A 20104-nucleotide genomic window follows, 5' to 3' on the forward strand; every position below is an offset into this window, starting at 1 on the left:
TCATTATTTTCGCAGGTTGGACAAGCCCGCTAATTAAAAAATATTAAAAACAGAACAAAATTATGCGTGTATGGCTTTACCATCAACAGCTAAAGCAGCTTCCCCGATCGCTTCAGACAAAGTTGGATGAGGGTGTATGGTGTGTGCAACCTCCCATGGAGTTGCATCTAGTACTCTTGCTAACCCAGCCTCTGAAATCATATCCGTTACATGTGGCCCGATCATATGAACACCAAGTAAATCGTCAGTAACTTCATCAACAACAAGTTTTACAAATCCATCAGATTCACCAAAAACAAGGGCTTTCCCGATTGCTCTAAATGAAAACTTCCCTACTTTCACTGTGTAACCTTTTTCTTTCGCTTCCTCTTCTGTAAAACCAACACTCGCTACTTCGGGATTACTGTATACACATTTAGAAACTAGTGAATAATCAATCGGCATCGGATTCTCACCAGCAATATGCTCGACCGCTACAATTCCCTCATGGGATGCAACGTGTGCAAGTTGAAGACCACCAATTACGTCTCCAATTGCATAAATATGAGACTCTTTCGTTTGGAAATATTCATTCGTTTTGATATACCCTTTTTCTACAAGAATTTCCGTATTTTCAAGGCCTATATTTTCTACATTTGCTTGTCGGCCGACAGATACAAGAACCTTTTCTGCTGAAAAAGATTTTATTTCGCCTTTTTGCTCAGCTTGAATCGAAATTCCTTCTCCTTTTTCAAGGGTCTCCGGCAATACTTTTGCACCTGTCACAATTTTTACGCCCTTTTTCTTAAGCAGCCGTTGCATTTCCTTTGAAATTTCATGATCCTCGGTTGGAAGAATTCGATTTGCATACTCAAGGACTGTTACTTCAACACCAAAATCGTGCAACATCGATGCCCATTCAATCCCTATTACACCTCCACCAACAATGACTATTGATTTTGGCAAACTCTCCATTTGAAGAGCTTCATCCGAAGTTAAAACGTATTCCCCATCAATTTCAAGTCCAGGTAAAGAACGTGGTCTAGATCCTGTTGCAATAATCACATTTTTAGGAATCAACATTTCATTTTCTTCGCCATTATTCATTTCGACTGAAATTGTCCCAGGCATTGGTGAAAATATAGATGGGCCTAAGATGCGACCATACCCGTCAACAACATCGATTTTCCCTTGTTTCATTAAATGTTGAACACCTTTATATAATTGCTCAGTAATTTTTGCTTTACGTTCCTGTACTTTTGAAAAATCTAGTGAAACATCTTTTGTGATAACACCAAATTCTTCACTTCTTTTCGTCGTTGCATACACTTCAGCACTTCTAAGCAGAGCTTTACTTGGGATACATCCTGCATGCAAACAGGTTCCACCAAGCTTACCTTTCTCTACTACTGCCACTTTCAGTCCCAGCTGTGAGGCACGAATGGCAGCTACATAGCCACCGGTCCCGCCTCCTAAAATCACTAAATCATATTCTTTTGACATGATATTCACCTTCTCGCTCCACTTATTTTAAGATGATGTTTAAAAAGTCGGCCGAAAATGACACATCTAATTTCTGCGTTGTCTTGCTTCTCCGTTCCTCACGTATTAACTGCATACGTTCCGGTACTCAAAGCTGCGCCGCCTTGAACTTCTCGGTCCTTTCAACCTCCATTTTAAACACTTATTTTAAGACCGGGGTTTGAAGTGGTTTCCCTGGATATTCTTTTTCCTTCTCTTCCCCTTGCAGTACACGCAATGCTCCCTCCGCCAGTGCCCTTAGTTCATTTTCTCCTGGCTGGACGATGACATCCGCAATCCAATTTACACGGTTAGAAATTTCGGAAATAAACTCATTTCCATAAGCTAACCCACCGGTTAGAATAATGGCATCTACTCGTCCAGATAAGGCTGCACTTGCTGCTCCTATTTCTTTGGAGATTTGATAGGCCATTGCCTGGTAAATTAATTTCGCCTTTTCATTACCATGTTTAATCATTTTTTCGACTTCAATTGCATTATTAGTACCAAGATATCCTACCAATCCACCATGACCTACAAGCTTTTTCATGATTTCTTCTCTAAAATATTGACCAGAAAAACAGAGATCGATTAAATCTCCAGCAGGAACTGTCCCAGCACGTTCTGGGCTAAATGGTCCATCACCATGCAACCCATTATTAACGTCCACTACTTTCCCTTGTCTATGGACACCGACAGTAATCCCTCCGCCCATATGAGTGACAATTAAATTTAACTCCTCATACTTTTTTCCGAGATCTTTCGCAATTCTTCGTGCGACTGCCTTTTGATTTAATGCATGAAAAATGCTTCTTCTCTCAATCAAATCAAAGCCCGATATTCTGGCAATTGGCTCAAGCTCATCAACGACAACTGGATCGACAATATATGGAGGTATGTTTAAGCCAGATGCAATTTCATATGCTAATATACCCCCGAGGTTTGAGGCATGCTGGCCCGCGTAACCAATACGCAAATCATGAAGCATCTCATCATTAACTTTGTAAGTCCCACCTTGAATTGGTCTTAACAATCCACCTCTTCCACATACGGCATTTAATTTTGAAATATTTATACCCTCTTTATCTAATGTTTCAAGAATAGTTGTTTTTCGAAATTCATATTGATCAATGATATTTTCATATGCGTCTAGTTCTGATATATCATGTCTAATCGTTTTCTCAAAAACCGAAAGTTCATTATCATATACGCCAATTTTCGTTGATGTCGACCCTGGATTGATAACGAGAATTCGATATTCTTTGTCCTGCAACATTGAAACCTCCATCTGCTTAAGGCTGTGCTTCGTTTGTTTTGCATTCATGTTTGCAACTTAATGAAGGTAAAAAGGAGGAAAAGCTTTGCTTAAGCCTTCCCCCACTACAAGCCTTTACTTTCTGCGACTTAAAATGTGGTGCCCGTTTTGTAAAAACTGGCTTCTAGAGTTTCTCATTCTTTCAATACGTTCTTCTGCCAATCGATCGGCAGCTTGGTAGGTAGGAATACCGTCTCTTTTTGCGATTTCAATGACCTTGGCAATTGTGTCATATATGAGTTCCACCTTTTTAAGAGCACGGTCTTGGTTGTAACCATATAATTCATCTGCAACATTGATGACTCCACCAGCATTAATAACATAGTCTGGAGCGTAAACGATACCTAATTCATGTATCGTGTCACCATGACGAGGTTCTTTTAACTGATTGTTTGCAGACCCAGCAATAACCTTTGCTTTTAATTGTGGAATTGTCTCATCATTTACTGTGGCACCGAGTGCACAAGGAGCATAAATATCGCAATCCACCCCATAAATGTCGTTAGGGTCCACTGCTTTGGCTCCAAAATCTCTTACCGCACGGTCTACTGCTTCTTTATTAATATCTGTTACGATTAGATTTGCCCCTTCTTCATGAAGGTATTTACAAAGGGTGTACGCCACATTTCCTACACCTTGAACAGCTACTATCTTTCCTTCAAGTGAATCCGAACCAAATGCTTCTTTTGCAGCTGCCTTCATACCGCGGTATACACCAAATGCAGTAACCGGAGATGGGTTTCCAGAAGATCCAAACGCTGGTGAGATACCTGTTACAAAATCTGTTTCTTCGTGAATAATATCCATATCTGCAACTGTAGTACCAACATCTTCAGCAGTGATGTATCGGCCATTTAGCCCTTGGATATAACGTCCAAATGCACGGAACATTTCTTCATTTTTATCTTTACGTGGGTCACCGATTATAACTGTTTTACCTCCACCTAAATTTAATCCTGCAGCAGCATTTTTATAGGTCATACCTTTCGCTAATCTGAGCGCATCCTCAATTGCAGCTTCCTCTGAAGCATATGTCCACATACGTGTTCCACCAAGTGCTGGACCCAACGTTGTATCGTGAATAGCAATAATTGCCTTTAGTCCAGATTGTTTGTCCTGACAAAATACTAATTGTTCATAATCATATTTTTCCATGTAAGAAAAGATTTCCATTTGTATGTTCCTCCCAAGATTGACTAAAAGTTGATTACTTACTGGCAGAGCAAACAGCCAATGCCAATGAATATAATTTGCTTTTTGCAGAATCGGCTCTAGAAGTTAATACAATTGGGACACGAGCACCCGCAATAACAGCCCCAACTTCTGCTTTTGCAAAATAGACTAATGATTTATATAATGCATTTCCAACTTCTATCGTTGGAACTAGCAAAATATCAGCCTGTCCAGCCACTTCACTCGCGATTCCTTTATGCACTGCTGCTGAAATAGAGATAGCGTTATCGAGCGCCAACGGTCCATCGACGACACAATTAGGAATTTGTCCGCGATGATTCATTTGGGTTAAAACTGCTGCATCCAATGTTGACTGCATTGAAGGATTAACCACTTCAACGGCCGCAATTGGTGCAACTTTTGGTAATGAGATACCGATTGAATTTGCCACTTTTACGGCATTAGTTAAAATCTGTATCTTTTCCTGAAGTTCCGGAGATATATTCATCGCCGCATCCGTAACGATGATGAGACGATCGTAATCTGGCACTTCAAATACAGCAACGTGTGATAGGATATTACCTGTCCGCAGTCCATATTCTTTATTCAAAACTGCCTTTAGAATAGTCGCGGTTGGAATATTTCCTTTCATTAGCACATCTGCTTCTCCTGAATGTACAGCTTTAACCGCAGCCACTGCCGCCTCTTCTTTTGAAGAGATATTTACTACAACAATTGCCTCTTGTCCTAATTCATATCCCCCTTTTAAAGAAAGGATTTGTTCAATTTTTTCTTTATTACCAAACAATAAAAATCGGGAAAGCTTATTTTTTACGGCTTCTACTACAGCTTCAAGTACTTCTTCATCCTCAGCAGCTGCAACTGCAACGGTCACTTGTGATTGTTCGGCTGCAATATTAATAAGATCACTAAGTTTCATTTAGACTTTACCTTCTTTTCAATCAAAATTCCCTTTGTTACACCTTTTTATTATGCAATTATCGTGCCAACATATTATTTTGTAAGCGCTTTATTTCACTTACTTTCTCTTAATATTTTTGTGCAAATTCCTGCATACTTTGCAAATTATTGCGTGCTTTAATTTGCAAGATTATATTTTTCCAACTTATAATACAGGCTTCTTAGGGATATCCCTAATGATTTAGCTGCTGCTGTTTTATTTCCGCCATTTAACCTTAATACTTCTTCAATTACTTCTGCTTCGTATTTCTCTACTAATTCCGTTAGTGGAACATCCTTAATTTCAGTCTCAGCTAACAATTGTTTGGTAGGAGCCTTCTCACTCAAACTATGTAATGGCTGTACATGTTTTATATCAATTAGTCTTTCCTGATAGTTCATAAAGATTACAGCTCTACCTAAGACATTCTCAAGCTCCCTAACATTCCCTGGCCAGTCATATTGATACAAATAATTGATTGCACCCTCAGTTAGTCCTTCGACTGTCCGACCATAATCCTGATTAATTTTATGCAGCAAATGTTCTGCTAGTGGTTTAATATCTTGTTTTCGCATACGCAATGAAGGGATATAAATCGGAATTTTATTTAAACGATAGTAGAGATCTTCTCTAAATGTTCCGTTGCCAATTCCTTTTTCTAAATTCACATTCGTTGCTGCAATAATTCTTACATCAATTGGTATTGGTTTTGTTCCACCAACTCGAACTATCTCACGTTCCTGCAACACCCTTAGTAATTTGGCCTGGGTATTTAAGGACATCTCTCCAATTTCATCTAAGAAAATACTGCCATTGTTCGCTTCCTCAAAAATACCTCGTTTGCCACCACGTTTAGCTCCTGAAAACGCTCCTTCCTCATATCCAAAAAGCTCACTTTCTAACAGCGATTCAGAAATAGCAGCACAATTCACACGGACGAACTTATTAAATTTTCGTTTACTTTCATTATGTATTGCATGTGCAAATAACTCCTTACCCGTTCCCGATTCTCCTCTAAGTAAAACCGTAGCAGGAGTTTTTGCACCAAGTTTTGCTTGTTCAATAGCAAATTCCATTTCTTCAGATGAACCTATGATATCGTCGAACGTATATTTCGCTTCAAGTGAACGAATGATATGTCTGGCTCGATTTAATTCAGATGTTAATTGACTTATTTCAGATACATCATGAATGACACCAACACTACCCTTAAGCTTTCCATCCACAATGATCGGTGCAACATTAACAATTACATCTTTTTCGTGAGGCCCTACCTTCATGCGGGCACCTCTTACAGCTCTTCTTGTTTTCAAAACCTGCATGTGCATACTCTCGCCTTCAGATATATCTGCATTTGCGGGTTTTCCAATTACCTGCTCTTTTTCTAGTCCAGTGATCCGAGTGTATGCGCGATTAATTAATATTCCTCTTCCATCTTCATCAACAACCGAAATGGCTTCTTCAGAGGATTGAATAATTGCTTCGAGCATTGTTTGTATCTCTTTTAAATTTGTAATTTCTTCAGCAAGATTTACTACCTCGGTAATATCTTTAAAAACAGCAAATGCTCCTAATAACATCCCCGATTCATTGACCATCGGAATTCGGGTTGTAATAATCTTACGTCCATTTTTCAGGACGAATTCTTGGTTGACCTCAATGGCTCTAGTCGTAAGTATTTCAGGTAATCTGCTATCAGGAATACACTCATATATATGTTTTCCAATTGCTTCTTCCTTCGTGACACCAATCATCTTTGATGCACTGTTGTTTAGTAAGATGACTTGGCTATCAATATTGATGACAATCATTCCATCATGGGTTGAATCTAAGATCAAATCGACCATAACTTTCTGCATAACCACAGTCACCCCCTAACAAATATGTAAACCATGCAATATTTTACATACTCCCATTACTCTCTTTGCAAAATAATGCACACTTATATAATAACCTTAATTCTCCATCTTGACAAATTTTATTAATGACTTACATTTATATATAGGTCGTTTTTATTGAAAGGATTTTTGATATGCAACGTATACTAGCTCTAATAGTGCTATTAATACCAGGAGTTATTGCAGGGGTTGGAATTAAATTTATGAGGGATATGTTTTTTGGTGTCTTACACAGCCCTATTCCATCCTTAATGCTACAATTTATTATTGGCCTTATTTTCTTTTTAGCAGGTCTCTCTTTTATTGGCGGATTTATTTTACACCGTGACCGGAAAAGAAATAAAGTTCAGGAAAAATTTCAAAACGAAAGTTCACCTGCTGGCGAGCAAAATAAATAATCCTGCTTTTTATAAGCAGGATTTTTTACATGTTTATTTATTACATTGTTATTTTGTTAAAGCTAACGCTTTTTTCGGATAATCTGTGATGATCGCGGAACAACCAAAATCTATAAGTTGCTTCATCTTTTTCTCATCATTTATTGTAAAAGGGCGTACAGCAATACCATTCAGCTTCGATTCTTCAACTATTTCCTTATTTATCGTCTGGTGATATGGATGAATGCCGTTCGTCTTAAGACGTTTTGCATAATCCCACGGCTTATAAATACCTTCCATATACAAAATGGCAAGTTCAATTTTAGTTGAAATGCGTCTACACTTAACTAAGCTATAATGATTAAAACTTGATAAAACAATTCGATTTTCCAGACCATAGTCACGAATCATCTTCAAGGTCTTTTCTTCTATACCCTTATACGAAACTAACCCGGTCTTAAATTCCACATTTATTAGCAACTGGTTTGATTTTGCCCAATCAAATACCTCTTCAAGTGTCGGAATTTCACAAAAACCATACTTATCCTTAAACTTGTAGCTTACATCCATTTTTTTGATTTGTTTTAATGTATAATCTTTAACCCAGCCCTTATGTTTTCCATTCGTAGTACGATTAACGGTTTCATCATGGATGACCACAATGACTCCATCCTTTGTCATTTGAATATCTAACTCAATCCCATCTGCTCCAACCCTAGCCGCTTCGTTAAACGATATCATTGTATTTTCCGGGTGTGTTCCGGCAGAACCTCTATGACCAAAAATTTTCGTTTTCATCATTGATATTCTCCTTTTTTTGGTATACTTCCATTATAGTGTAATTTTAGTAAAGGGAGAACCAAATATGAGACCATTGCAAATTTCTGCTGAAACAGCAATCCGTTTATCAAAAGCCCTAAATGTTCCGATTGAGCAAATCATGCATATGCCACAACATATTCTTGTACAAAAAATGATGGAGCTGGAGAAAGCCGAAAAAGAAGACAAATAAGAAAAACACCGTTTCCTCTTGGAAACGGTGTTTTTCTATCATATAACAAATAATAAGTTCAGTTGTAGTTATTCCTTTCCCTCTCAAGAAGCTTTATGCTCAAGACGAAGCTTATCTGCTACCATTGCAATAAATTCTGAGTTTGTTGGTTTTGCTTTTGACATACTTACTGTATAACCAAAAAGACTAGAAATAGAATCGATATTGCCTCGACTCCACGCAACTTCGATTGCATGACGAATCGCACGCTCAACACGGCTTGCAGTTGTATTGAATTTCTTTGCAATGTCAGGATAAAGTACCTTTGTAATTGATCCTAATAATTCGATATCATTGTATACCATTGAGATTGCTTCTCTTAGGTAAAGATATCCTTTAATATGCGCAGGAACCCCAATTTCATGAATAATACTAGTAATGCTCGCATCTAAATTTTTCGGACTATTTTCCGTACGAACAACATTGCTTCCAGAATTTCGTTTAATAATCGGGGCAGTCTTTCCGCTTACTTGACGAATTCGACTTGCAAGGTTTTCCATATCAAATGGCTTGAGAATAAAATACGCAGCACCTAAATCGACAGCTTTCTTCGTCACATCCTCTTGACCAAATGCTGTTAACATGATGACATTTGGCTGTTTTTCAAGATTTAATTCACGGAGCCTCTCTAATACTGCTAGGCCATCTAGATGAGGCATAATAATATCTAAAACGAGAACGTCTGGTTGTTTATCTTGAAGCATGTTTAGGCAATCCTGACCGTTATACGCAACACCTAATACTTCGATATCATCTTGGCTTGATAAATATTCATCAAGTAAATTAACCAGTTCTCTATTATCATCAACCACACAAACTTTAATTTTCTTCACTCTATTTCCTCCTCAAGCTTAAATCCAGAAAATTTGTATATATTCTTATTCTAAAGAAAGAATTCGACAATGCAATAAGAATTCCTTTAATTTTTTAAAAAAATAGGAAAATTTTATTGAAAAATAAATTATTCTCCATTATACTGAAGTATTCGACTAAAAACGCCAATATTTATTGATGAAATTTGGGTTTTGTCGAAAAATCTTTATGCCCTATTTATTATATAAGCTGAATCAAAATTTGGCGATATCTTTTATAGAATTGAACAAGAAAAGGCAAGCATTAGCTCGCCTTTTTTTGTTCTTTTTTATAAATATCAATTCCCGCCTCACTTAGCATCCACTCAATATGGACACCATATCCGCTAGTTGGGTCATTTACAAATACATGTGTAACGGCTCCAATTAGTTTACCGTCTTGAATAATTGGGCTACCGCTCATACCTTGGACGATACCGCCTGTTTTTTCTAATAGACGTTTATCCGTTATTTTAACAACCATTCCTTTTGTAGCAGGAATTTTTTGAGGAACCGCACTTACAATTTCAATATCAAATTCCTCAACTTTATCATCTTCAACAACCGTTAAAATCTTCGCTGGTCCTGGTTTTACTTGGTGTGAAAGTGCAATTGGCAACGGCTTATCCATAATGCCATTATTCACTTGTTTATTTAATTCACCAAAAATGCCAAATGGACTATTACGTTTGATGTTCCCGATAATTTCTTTATCTGCTGAAAAACGCGCAAGCTTTTCACCAGGATCACCATTACTTCCTTTTTCAATCGAGGTAACAGTAGATCTAACAATTTGGCCATCCGATACGACAATAGGTTCTTTAGTATCCATATCTGAGATAACATGTCCTAATGCCCCGTACTTTTTCGTTTCCGGATGGTAGAAGGTCATAGTTCCTATACCCGCAGCTGAATCCCGTATATAAAGACCAATTCGATAAGCTTCATCGTTCTTATCCTTTAATGGCATGAGCTTTGCCTTTATATCTTCATTGTCGCGAACAATTACAAGGTTTAACGGTTCTCCTGTCTTACCCGATTCTTGAACAAATGGTCCAACATCACTCATCTTTTCGATTTTCTTACCATTAATCTCTTTAATAATATCGCCAACCTCTACTCCAGCAATCTCACCTGGGGATTTTTTCCCATCTGCTGTTTCGATTTGGTGATGCCCAACAACCAAAACACCTAGTGTATTGAGTTTAACACCTATTGACTGTCCGCCAGGTATCACCTTAAAATCAGATAAAACATTTACATTAACCTTTTTTACGGGAATACCTGCTAATTCAACCATCATCTCACCTTCACCGCTTTCATTTGCAGCAACTGAGATTTGTTTGTTCTCCACCGCTGATGAAAAGGCAAAATTGGCATTATGAGTAGTTGTTGTGACTGGTAGTGAGGATTGGACTGTAAAATCTTGGCCTTCAAACAAAGTAAGTTGTAATGGAATTTCTAAATATTCTTTTACCGGCTTATAAAAACCTAAAGCCATTATTGAAACAAGGAGAAATGTACCGATTATATATCTAATTTTATCTATTTTCATTTATTTTTCACTCTCCTCGCTCCTATCCCACGCCATAAATCAAACCACTACTAAAAGAGGTGACTTGACTCACTAATAAAGTTTTTATGGCTACATTCTATAATTTGGCCTTTCAAGGCCACATTTATAACCACTTCGAGATTAAAAAAGCTACCCAATTTGGATAGCATTACAAATAAAAATTGCTTCTTATTTTGTATATCATAAATACATTAGTGGTTTACCATCTGTCTTGCATGTTTGCTTTCCTTCGCAAGTTTCAATAATTCCTGTGCATGTTCCTTTGTTAAATCCGTTATTTCGACCCCGGAAATCATTCTACTTATTTCTTTTACTTTGGCATCCTCATCCAATGGTGTTACGGATGTCATTGTTCTTCCTTGTACAGTCTCTTTGGATATAAACAAATGGGTATCTGCCATAGCTGCAACCTGCGGGAGATGGGAAATACAAAGTACTTGTGAACCTATTGAAATACCATGAATTTTTTCGGCGATTGCTTGTGCAACACGCCCACTAACCCCTGTATCAACCTCATCAAAAATAATGGATGTAACACCTTGATGTTTCGAAAAGATACCTTTTATGGCAAGCATAATCCTCGATAACTCTCCACCTGAGGCAATTTTTGCTAAAGGTTTAAGTGGTTCACCTGGATTTGTCGAAATGTAAAATTCAATATCATCTTTCCCATTTGGAGTGAATTTAATAGTCGAATCCTCAAAAAAGTTAATATCAAATTTTGCTTTTTCCATATATAGCTCTTTTAATTCCTGTTTAATTTTATGAATTAGTTCTTTTGCTAGTTTTTTTCGAAGGTTTGAGATATTTTCAGCCTCAAGCTTCACATCCTCTAGTACTGACTCAAGTTCTTCTTTAATCTTTCCGATATGTTGCTCGCGATTTTGGATAGTATCGACTTCATCCTCTATTTTTGCTGCGTATTCGAGAATTTCCTCAACAGTATGTCCATATTTTCGCTTTAATTGAGCAATTTCATTTAAACGACCTTCAATATAGTCAAGTCTTGCAGGATCATATTCTAATTCGTCTAATTGAGTTCTGATTTTATAGGAGATTTCCTCTAACAAATAGAAGCTATTGGAGATGGTCTCATGGATATTTTTTAATTCTTTATCAATATCCATAATATCTTCTGCATGATTCATGGCTAACCCAACCCAGTCAAGTCCTTTTTGGTCACCATGTAGCGCATTATAACTATTTTGTAACGCTTTGAAGATTTTTTCGTAATTTGAAATCTTTCTTCTTTCCTCAGTTAATTCCACATCTTCATTCGGTTGCAAATTTGCATTGCCAATTTCATTTAATTGAAATTGAATTAAATCAAGTCGATGGGCCATTTCCTGTTCATTTTCATTAAAGCTTTTTAACCTTTGCTTTACTTGTAGATAGCTTTTATAAACCTCTTGATAGGCCCTTAATGCTTGTTCAAGTAATTTTCCACCGTATTGATCCAGCATATGAATATGTTGTTCCTGATTCATTAAATCTTGGTGTTCATGTTGACCATGGATATCGATTAATGTTCTGCCAAACTCACGAAGAATCGAAATGGTGACGAGTTTTCCGTTAATTCTACAGACACTTTTCCCTGATTTAGATATATCCCTACGTAAAACAATCATTCCCTCGCTAATTTCAATCCCAAACTCTTCAGCTTTTGCATAACAGGGGTGATTGTTATTATCGATTAAAAATAGTCCCTCTATTTCCGCTCGGTCTTCGCCATATCGTACAAATTCAACAGAGCCTCTTCCGCCCACCAATAAATGAACAGCATCAATTATGATGGACTTTCCCGCTCCTGTTTCACCCGTTAGAACTGTCAATCCTTTTTCTAATGAAACCGAAAGAGACTCAATAATGGCAAAGTTCTTTATTGATAATTCTGCTAACAATTCCTACACCTCCTAATTCCACTCTCTCCCTTAGAGCATGTCTAGGAATCGATTTGAAACTGTTTCTGTTTGTTCTGGAGTTTTACAGATAATTAAGATGGTGTCATCGCCACAAATTGTACCTAAAATTTCTTCCCAATCTAAATGGTCGATTAATGCACCGATCGCATTTGCATTCCCCGGAAGGGTTTTCATCACAAGCATATGCCCCGCTGAGTCGATTTTCACAAAAGCATCCATTAATGAACGTTTTAATTTTTGTAGCGGATTAAAACGTTGATCAGCTGGTAGACTATATTTATAACGGCCATCAATCATTGGTACCTTTACCAAATGAAGTTCTTTAATATCCCGGGATACAGTCGCTTGTGTGATGTTATATCCCTCACTTTTTAGAATATCGACAATTTCATCTTGTGTTTCTATATCATTGCTCGTGATAATTTCACGAATTTTTATATGTCTTTGCCCTTTATTCATTGTGACTTCCTCTCTCTCAAACTTTGTTTTATTACCTCCTATGTTAGCCGATTCTGACAGAATTGTACATTTTTTTAATGAGTTATTGGGTTTTCAATATGTATAGCGTAATATCATTTCTTCATGAAGAAAGAGGACAGCACTACGGCTATCCCCTCTATTATTTATCATTTTATAAATTTGCATGTGCACTTTGTACGATCTCCTGCTCAGAAATAGGTAACTTGTTTTCGCCCTTCTCAGCCGGACCATTCCAGCGCAAATGGAGTAAAAATTCGATATTTCCTTCTCCACCTGTGATTGGCGAATACGACAAATTAATGCAATCATACCCTTCTTTTAAGGAAAACTCAATGATATGCGTAAGGACCGCCTCATGGGTTTTCGGTTCACGTACGATCCCTTTTTTACCAACCTGCTCTTTACCTGCCTCAAATTGTGGTTTTACAAGCGCCACAACGTCACTATTCGGAACTAGGAGCGTTTTTAAAACAGGCAGAATTAAACGCAAAGAGATAAACGAAACATCAATTGTCGCAAACTCAGGTAGACCGCTTTGTAGGTCAGCTGGTGTTACATATCGAAAATTAGTTCGTTCCATAACGACGACACGTTCATCTTGTCTGAGTTTCCAGGCAAGCTGATTATAGCCAACATCAAGGGCATATGATTTTTTGACTCCATTTTGAAGTGCACAATCCGTAAAACCACCAGTTGAGGAGCCTACATCAATCATAATTTTATCCTTGACGTTTAAATTAAAATCTTTAATGGCTTTTTCAAGCTTTAACCCACCTCTGCTGACATAAGGAATGACATTCCCTTTCACAACAAGTGGTATATCAATTTCTACTTTTTCTCCTGGCTTATCAAGTCGTTCTTCATTTGAATACACGAGACCAGCCATAATGGATCGTTTTGCTTTTTCTCTTGTTTCGATTAAGCCGCGTTCAACCAACAAAACATCGAGTCTTTCTTTTTTTGTACCCATGTCTACACTCTTTTCTGTTTCTTAGGTACGAGATTGTGTATGCGCTCAACCACATTCTCAGTTGTCATGCCTATTTCATGCAACAGATCATTTACATTTCCATGCTCAATAAATTGGTCAGGAATGCCCATTCGGTCGATTGATGCATTTTGATATCCATGTTCTTGAGCAAATTCAAGAACTGCACTTCCAAATCCACCCATTAATACGGACTCCTCAATTGTTAAAACTGGAAGGCTTGACCCTAAGATTTGGTGCATCATATCATTATCGAGTGGTTTAATAAAACGGGCATTGACCACTCTTACAGATATATCTTCTTTTTCAAGTCGCTCTGCTGCTTCTAGTGCCATTGGAATCGTAGTACCAAACGTAAGAATTACAGCATCTGTACCTGGTTTTATAATTTCCCATGTACCGATAGGAATAACCTTAAGTTCTTCATCCATGTCGACTCCAAGTCCATTTCCTCTTGCATATCTTAAAGCAATTGGACCATCATCATATTGAATCGCAGTATTCACCATGTGCTGACCTTCATTTTCATCCTTTGGCATCATAAGGACCATATTTGGGATATGTCTTAAGAAAGGAATATCAAACACACCTTGATGTGTTTCTCCATCTGCCCCCACTAAACCTGAGCGGTCAATTCCAATGAACACATTTAGATTTTGGCGGCATATGTCATGCACAACCTGATCATAAGCTCTTTGCAAGAAGGTCGAATAAATCGCTAAGAAAGGCTTCATATCTTGCGTTGCCAGACCTGCAGCCATCGTAGTTGCATGCTGTTCTGCAATTCCCACGTCGAACATTCTGTCAGGGAATTCCTTTGCAAACTTTTCAAGTTTTGAACCTACAGGCATTGCAGGTGTTATTGCAACAATTCGATTATCATTTTTAGCTAACTTCCGGACAGTTTCACTAATAACAGCGCTCCATGCAGGAGGTGGATTTACAGGCTTAACGAAATCCCCTGTTTCAATTTTATAAGGACCTGTTCCATGCCATGTACCCACTTTATCTGTTTCCGCAGGGGTGTAACCCTTCCCTTTTTTGGTAATTACATGAACCAATACTGGCCCCTTTGTTTTCTTTGCGTATTCTAGTGTCTCAAATAAATCCTCATAATTATGTCCATCAATTGGCCCTAGGTATGTAAAACCTAGTTCCTCAAAGAAAACTCCAGACACAAGCAAATATTTCAGGCTGTCCTTGATACGCTCAGCGGTTGAAGCAAGCTTACCACCTACAGCTGGAATTTTTTTAAGTAAATACTCAAGTTCATCTTTTACCCAGTTGTATTTACCCGCTGTACGCAGCCTTGCGAGTACATTATGAAGTGCACCAACATTTGGTGCAATTGACATCTCATTATCGTTTAAAATGACAATCATATCTTTCTTTTCATGTCCGATATGATTTAATGCTTCTAATGCCATTCCACCTGTTAAGGCACCATCACCAATTATCGGAACGATAAATTCTTTAGTTCCTTTAATATCTCGTGCAGCAGCCATTCCCATAGCAGCGGAAAGACTGGTTGAGCTATGTCCAGTTTCCCAAACGTCATGCTCACTTTCAATCCGTTTCGGAAACCCACATAGCCCTTTATATTGTCGCAATGTATCAAATTCACAAGCCCGACCTGTCAAAATTTTGTGTACATAGGACTGATGCCCAACATCCCAAATGAATTTATCCTTTGGGCTATCAAATTCCTTATGTAAAGCGATTGTTAATTCAACCACCCCAAGATTTGGACCAATATGTCCACCTGTCTTGGAAAGCTTTTCAATTAAAAATTGACGGATATCCTGACTAAGTTTATTTAATTCATCTATAGACATATTTTTTAGGAACTTAGGGTCTTTAATACTTAGAAGATCCAAAGGATTCACTCACTTTCATTTACTATGTAATACATTTTTTTGGAATGTATTTTAATGATCTCTGGATGCGATTAGATTACACATATAGTCTAGTATATCATGTTTCATATCAACACTATATAAAAACCGCCTTGCTTCATCTATATGAAAGGTTAGTTTCTCCTTTGCACCCTCAAGAGTTAATAATGCAGGATAAGTATTCTTATGATTACCAGTATCACTGCCGACCGGTTTCCCAAGTTTAACTTCTGTACCTTCGATATCTAAAATATCATCTCGAATTTGAAAGGCTAAACCTAAATGATGCGCAAATTGCGTAAGCTTATCAAGCTGTTCACTAGTAGCATCTGCAAGAATCGCTCCTGCAATCACACTATATGCTAATAATTTTCCTGTTTTATGGCGGTGAATGTATTCTAATTCATCTAGGCTCAGGACTTTACCTTCGCCTTCCATATCCGCCACCTGTCCTCCAACCATGCCTTCTGGACCAGAAGCTTTTGCTAATTCAGTTACGAGCAACAGCTTTTTTTCAGGGGATAATTCAGGACTGATGGATTCAGTAATTACCTGAAAACTATATGTTAATAGTGCATCACCCGCTAAAATTGCCACTGCCTCTCCAAACACCTTGTGATTGGTAGGTTTTCCCCTACGAAGATCATCATCATCCATACTCGGTAGGTCGTCATGAATAAGGGAATACGTATGAATCATTTCAATCGCACACGCAGTCGGTAGACCGATTGCTTCATCTTTTCCAAAAGAATGTAGTGTACCAAGGAGTAATAAAGGGCGAATCCGTTTCCCACCCGCTTCAAGAGAGTAGTGCATCGCTTCCTTTATTATTTTGGGTGCTGATAAGCTAGAAATATACTTAGGAAGCTGCTCTTCAATAGTATTCTTTTGTACATCTAAAAATTGTGCTATCTCAGTCGGATTCATGTTCATTCTTCCTCCTGAATCGTAAACGGTTCAAGTTCACCGTCTTCGCGTAAGATTTGCTCCATTTGCTTTTCAACATGTTGGAGCTTGTCATGACAAAGCTTTGAAAGCTTCATGCCTTCTTGGAAATATGTGATTGCTTTTTCTAAAGGGACATCTCCTTCTTCAAGATGCCCGACAATTTGCTCGAGTTTTTCCATTGCTTCTTCAAAGGATAATACCTTGTCTTCACTCATCTATTGTCTCTCCTCTATTTCAATTACTTCACAGTCAAGATGACCATCCGACAGCTTAACCTTGATTTTATTCCCCTGTTCAACTTGCTGCACACTTTTTACTAAATGTTCTTCCTGATCATATACAAGACTATACCCACGATCCATGATTTTCAACGGACTAAGTGCCTCTAGCTTCGATACTTGGGACGAAAAAGCAAATTGCTTCTGTTTCAAAATTTGTGTAAATTCTTTTAAAAGCATTTTTCGATTAAGATCCTGCTTTTGTTTGGCACGAATCAGCTTTTCACTTGGATGGTTATGCTGCAACCGTAGGCTAAGCTTTTGAAATACTTCTTGCTTTCGAGATATTGCCATAGCCCCTTCTCTTTCTAATCGGTCTACCAAGCGATCCAGCTGTTGTTGCTTTTGATCGTAAAGATTTTTCGGAAAACGAAAAGCATAGGATTTCTTCAATGTATCTAAACGTTTTGAATCACTTACTAGTTTTTCTTTCATTGCACGCAGTAGACGAGTATGTCTAACGAGTAAGCGTTCAGAAAGCTCGGCCATATGTGGCACAGCTAATTCGGCAGCTCCTGTTGGTGTAGGTGCACGTAAATCTGCCACAAAATCTGCGATCGTAATATCTGTCTCATGTCCCACTGCAGAAATAATGGGCACCTTAGACTGAAAAATCGCTCTTGCCACGATTTCTTCATTAAATGCCCAAAGTTCCTCAATTGAGCCACCGCCACGGCCAACAATTAAAACATCAATTTTTCCAAATTCATTCGCTTGCTCGATGGCGTTTACCACTGATGGCCCGGCATTCACTCCTTGGACAAGGGCAGGAAAGACAATTACTTTTGCGATTGGATATCTACGTCTAATCGTTGTAATTATATCGCGAATCGCAGCCCCTGTTGGTGATGTAACAATCCCAATATAATGTGGTATTTTAGGAATTGGCTTTTTATAGTTTTGGGAGAAAAGTCCTTCCGCTTCAAGACGTTTTTTCATTTCTTCATAGGCTAAGTATAAATTTCCGATTCCGTCAGGCTGCATTTCTTTTACATAGATCTGATAGTTTCCATTTGATTCAAATACTGTAACCTCGCCGCGAAGCAAAACTTTCATCCCATTTTCAGGAGTAAATTTTAAATCTCGGTTATAGCCAGCAAACATCACAGCTTGAATTCGTGCTTGTTGATCCTTTATTGTAAAATACATATGTCCACGACTATGTGCCTTAAAATTCGAGATTTCTCCCTTCACCCAAATATCCTGAAGGTGAGGATCCGCATCAAATTTACGTTTAATATATTTTGTTAAAGCTGTAACGGTTAGATATCGATTCTGTTCCATTCCAACCAATCCTTACTTCCTAGAAAGAAGGGCGAATTTTTTCGCAGACTGAACCGTATTATGAAGAAGCATTGTAATCGTCATAGGACCAACTCCACCTGGTACTGGTGTAAGATAGCTTGCTTTCTCTTTTGCTTCGTCAAAAACAACGTCCCCAACAAGCTTACCGGTTGATTCAAGGCGGTTTACACCAACATCAATCACAACTGCACCTTCTTTAATATAATCTCCAGGAATAAAATTCGCTTTTCCAACAGCAGCAACTAAAATATCTGCTTGAAGGGTCATTTCTTTCAAATTTTTAGTCCTGGAATGACAATATGTTACTGTAGCATTCTCTTTAAGGAAGAGTTGTCCAACTGGTTTCCCGACAATATTACTTCTGCCAACAACCACAACATGCTTACCTTCGATTGATATTTGTTTCGATTTTACCATTTCAATAACTCCAAAAGGTGTACATGGTAAGAAAGCGTCTTGTCCAGTCATCATGCGGCCAATGTTAATTGGATGAAAACCATCCACATCTTTTTCGGGTGAAATTCTTTCAATAACTGCCGTTTCATTAATCGTGTTTGGTAATGGCAATTGAACAAGAATACCATGGATAGAAGGATCCTGGTTTAGGCGGTCAATTTCACTAAGTAAAAATTCTTCCGTAATGGTATCTGGATATTCTAGCATCAAAGAGTAAATGCCAGTTTCCTTACATGCTTTATCTTTCCCTTTTACATAGGATCTTGAAGCTGGGTCATTACCAACTAATAACACAGCTAATCCAGGAACGATACCGTCCTGTGATAAATTCTTTACCTCTTCTGCAATTTCATTACGTTTTGTTTGTGCTAATTCTTTCCCACTTATAATCTCTGCCGACATTTTTCAACTCTCCCTTATCTAATTTGAATTCTTTATGGACTACAGCGATATTTTACTTTACTAATGTATCTTTTATTTTCGATAGAATAGCATTAATAAAACGACTCGAGCTATCATCACCAAATTCTTTAGCAAGTTCAATTGCCTCATCAATACTTACCTTAACAGGAATTTCCTCTATATATTTCATTTCATAGACTGCGATGCGTAAAATCGAACGGTCTACATTTGCAAGTCTTTCAAGATTCCATTTTTCTAGATGCTCTCTTAATAGAGAATCAATTTCTTCTTTATGTTCGATTACTCCATGTACAATCTGTTCTAAGAAAGGATCTAAAGACTCTTCTTCAAGTACACTTTCAATTGCCTCATTTGGGTCACTCTGGCTTACATCAACTTGAAATAACGATTGCAAAGCCTTTTGTCGTGCTGTACGTCTTTTCATACTAATTATTTCTCCTTTATATATAGTAAAACTTTTGTCCCACTATCAATTGCATTCCGATAACATGATAATATCATAAAATAATTTTAAAATAAAAACCAACTCTTTATTGTAAGGTAAAAATAAAAAGGCTGTTTTCGCAATCTTTGTTGTTTTTTATATCGTTGACTTCCTCTTCTGGTGGATCCTTTCCGTGGGCGTGGCTTTAGCCTCCTCAATGAAATGCGGAGGCAGCTTGCACAGAAACGAGAAAATTTGGCCACTCAGACAATGAGGCGTAATT

The 20104-nt window shown here is 37.7% G+C and carries 19 protein-coding genes; 2 read left to right on the forward strand and 17 right to left on the reverse strand.

What is annotated here, in order from left to right:
* Positions 1-60 precede the first annotated feature (60 nt).
* The 5 genes from lpdA to ACR65M_RS11960 all read right to left on the reverse strand — a co-directional run bounded on the left by lpdA (position 61) and on the right by ACR65M_RS11960 (position 6808).
* Positions 61-1482, reverse strand: coding sequence for a dihydrolipoyl dehydrogenase (gene lpdA, locus ACR65M_RS11940; RefSeq protein WP_440273421.1), 1422 nt, complete (start codon positions 1480-1482; stop codon positions 61-63).
* 181 nt (positions 1483-1663) lie between these two features.
* Positions 1664-2788: a butyrate kinase gene (gene buk, locus ACR65M_RS11945; RefSeq protein ID WP_440273434.1), complete on the reverse strand. Its 1125-nt coding sequence runs from the start codon at positions 2786-2788 to the stop codon at positions 1664-1666.
* Between the two features lie 102 nt (positions 2789-2890).
* On the reverse strand, positions 2891-3988 hold the full coding sequence (bcd, locus tag ACR65M_RS11950; protein ID WP_440273422.1) for a branched-chain amino acid dehydrogenase: 1098 nt from the start codon (positions 3986-3988) through the stop codon (positions 2891-2893).
* 34 nt (positions 3989-4022) lie between these two features.
* Complete coding sequence (yqiS, locus tag ACR65M_RS11955; protein WP_440273423.1) at positions 4023-4928, reverse strand: phosphate butyryltransferase; 906 nt, start codon at positions 4926-4928, stop codon at positions 4023-4025.
* 158 nt (positions 4929-5086) lie between these two features.
* On the reverse strand, positions 5087-6808 hold the full coding sequence (locus ACR65M_RS11960; protein ID WP_341330925.1) for a sigma 54-interacting transcriptional regulator: 1722 nt from the start codon (positions 6806-6808) through the stop codon (positions 5087-5089).
* Between the two features lie 173 nt (positions 6809-6981).
* Between ACR65M_RS11960 and ACR65M_RS11965 the strand changes: the two genes are divergently transcribed.
* Entirely contained in the window at positions 6982-7245 is a 264-nt protein-coding gene (locus ACR65M_RS11965) for a DUF2627 domain-containing protein (RefSeq protein ID WP_099351839.1), read from the forward strand.
* A gap of 48 nt (positions 7246-7293) precedes the next feature.
* Here ACR65M_RS11965 and ACR65M_RS11970 read toward each other — a convergent pair whose 3' ends face one another.
* Complete coding sequence (locus ACR65M_RS11970) at positions 7294-8022, reverse strand: glycerophosphodiester phosphodiesterase (protein ID WP_440273424.1); 729 nt, start codon at positions 8020-8022, stop codon at positions 7294-7296.
* Between the two features lie 67 nt (positions 8023-8089).
* Here ACR65M_RS11970 and ACR65M_RS11975 point away from each other — a divergent pair, with 67 nt between their 5' ends.
* Positions 8090-8236 (forward strand): YycC family protein, encoded by a 147-nt coding sequence (locus ACR65M_RS11975; RefSeq protein WP_309101019.1) that lies wholly within the window; start codon positions 8090-8092, stop codon positions 8234-8236.
* 83 nt (positions 8237-8319) lie between these two features.
* Here the strand turns inward: ACR65M_RS11975 and spo0A are convergent, their stop codons facing one another.
* The 11 genes from spo0A to nusB form a co-directional block, all read right to left on the reverse strand.
* A complete protein-coding gene (spo0A, locus tag ACR65M_RS11980; RefSeq protein ID WP_121447884.1) occupies positions 8320-9108 on the reverse strand; it encodes a sporulation transcription factor Spo0A in 789 nt (262 codons plus the stop codon).
* A gap of 283 nt (positions 9109-9391) precedes the next feature.
* Positions 9392-10681, reverse strand: a complete 1290-nt coding sequence (gene spoIVB, locus ACR65M_RS11985; protein ID WP_440273425.1) for a SpoIVB peptidase — start codon at positions 10679-10681, stop codon at positions 9392-9394.
* Between the two features lie 212 nt (positions 10682-10893).
* Positions 10894-12603 (reverse strand): DNA repair protein RecN, encoded by a 1710-nt coding sequence (gene recN, locus ACR65M_RS11990; RefSeq protein WP_341330923.1) that lies wholly within the window; start codon positions 12601-12603, stop codon positions 10894-10896.
* 30 nt (positions 12604-12633) lie between these two features.
* The gene (gene ahrC / locus ACR65M_RS11995) at positions 12634-13083 is read right to left on the reverse strand and encodes a transcriptional regulator AhrC/ArgR (RefSeq protein WP_099351844.1); all 450 of its coding nucleotides are present in this window, start codon (positions 13081-13083) and stop codon (positions 12634-12636) included.
* 172 nt (positions 13084-13255) lie between these two features.
* A complete protein-coding gene (locus ACR65M_RS12000) occupies positions 13256-14074 on the reverse strand; it encodes a TlyA family RNA methyltransferase (RefSeq protein WP_440273426.1) in 819 nt (272 codons plus the stop codon).
* Positions 14075-14076: 2 nt separating this feature from the next.
* Positions 14077-15969 carry a 1-deoxy-D-xylulose-5-phosphate synthase gene (gene dxs / locus ACR65M_RS12005; RefSeq protein ID WP_341330921.1) on the reverse strand — a complete coding sequence of 631 codons (1893 nt, stop codon included), beginning with the start codon at positions 15967-15969 and terminating at the stop codon, positions 14077-14079.
* Positions 15970-16020: 51 nt separating this feature from the next.
* Positions 16021-16914, reverse strand: coding sequence for a polyprenyl synthetase family protein (locus tag ACR65M_RS12010; RefSeq protein ID WP_440273427.1), 894 nt, complete (start codon positions 16912-16914; stop codon positions 16021-16023).
* 2 nt (positions 16915-16916) lie between these two features.
* On the reverse strand, positions 16917-17150 hold the full coding sequence (locus tag ACR65M_RS12015; RefSeq protein ID WP_121447878.1) for an exodeoxyribonuclease VII small subunit: 234 nt from the start codon (positions 17148-17150) through the stop codon (positions 16917-16919).
* A complete protein-coding gene (gene xseA / locus ACR65M_RS12020) occupies positions 17151-18497 on the reverse strand; it encodes an exodeoxyribonuclease VII large subunit (protein ID WP_341330919.1) in 1347 nt (448 codons plus the stop codon).
* Positions 18498-18509: 12 nt separating this feature from the next.
* Positions 18510-19376, reverse strand: coding sequence for a bifunctional methylenetetrahydrofolate dehydrogenase/methenyltetrahydrofolate cyclohydrolase FolD (gene folD, locus ACR65M_RS12025; RefSeq protein ID WP_440273428.1), 867 nt, complete (start codon positions 19374-19376; stop codon positions 18510-18512).
* A 52-nt stretch (positions 19377-19428) separates the two neighbouring features.
* Positions 19429-19821, reverse strand: coding sequence for a transcription antitermination factor NusB (gene nusB, locus ACR65M_RS12030; RefSeq protein WP_341330917.1), 393 nt, complete (start codon positions 19819-19821; stop codon positions 19429-19431).
* Positions 19822-20104: the final 283 nt, after the last annotated feature.

This window comes from Ferdinandcohnia sp. SAFN-114, assembly GCF_059415045.1.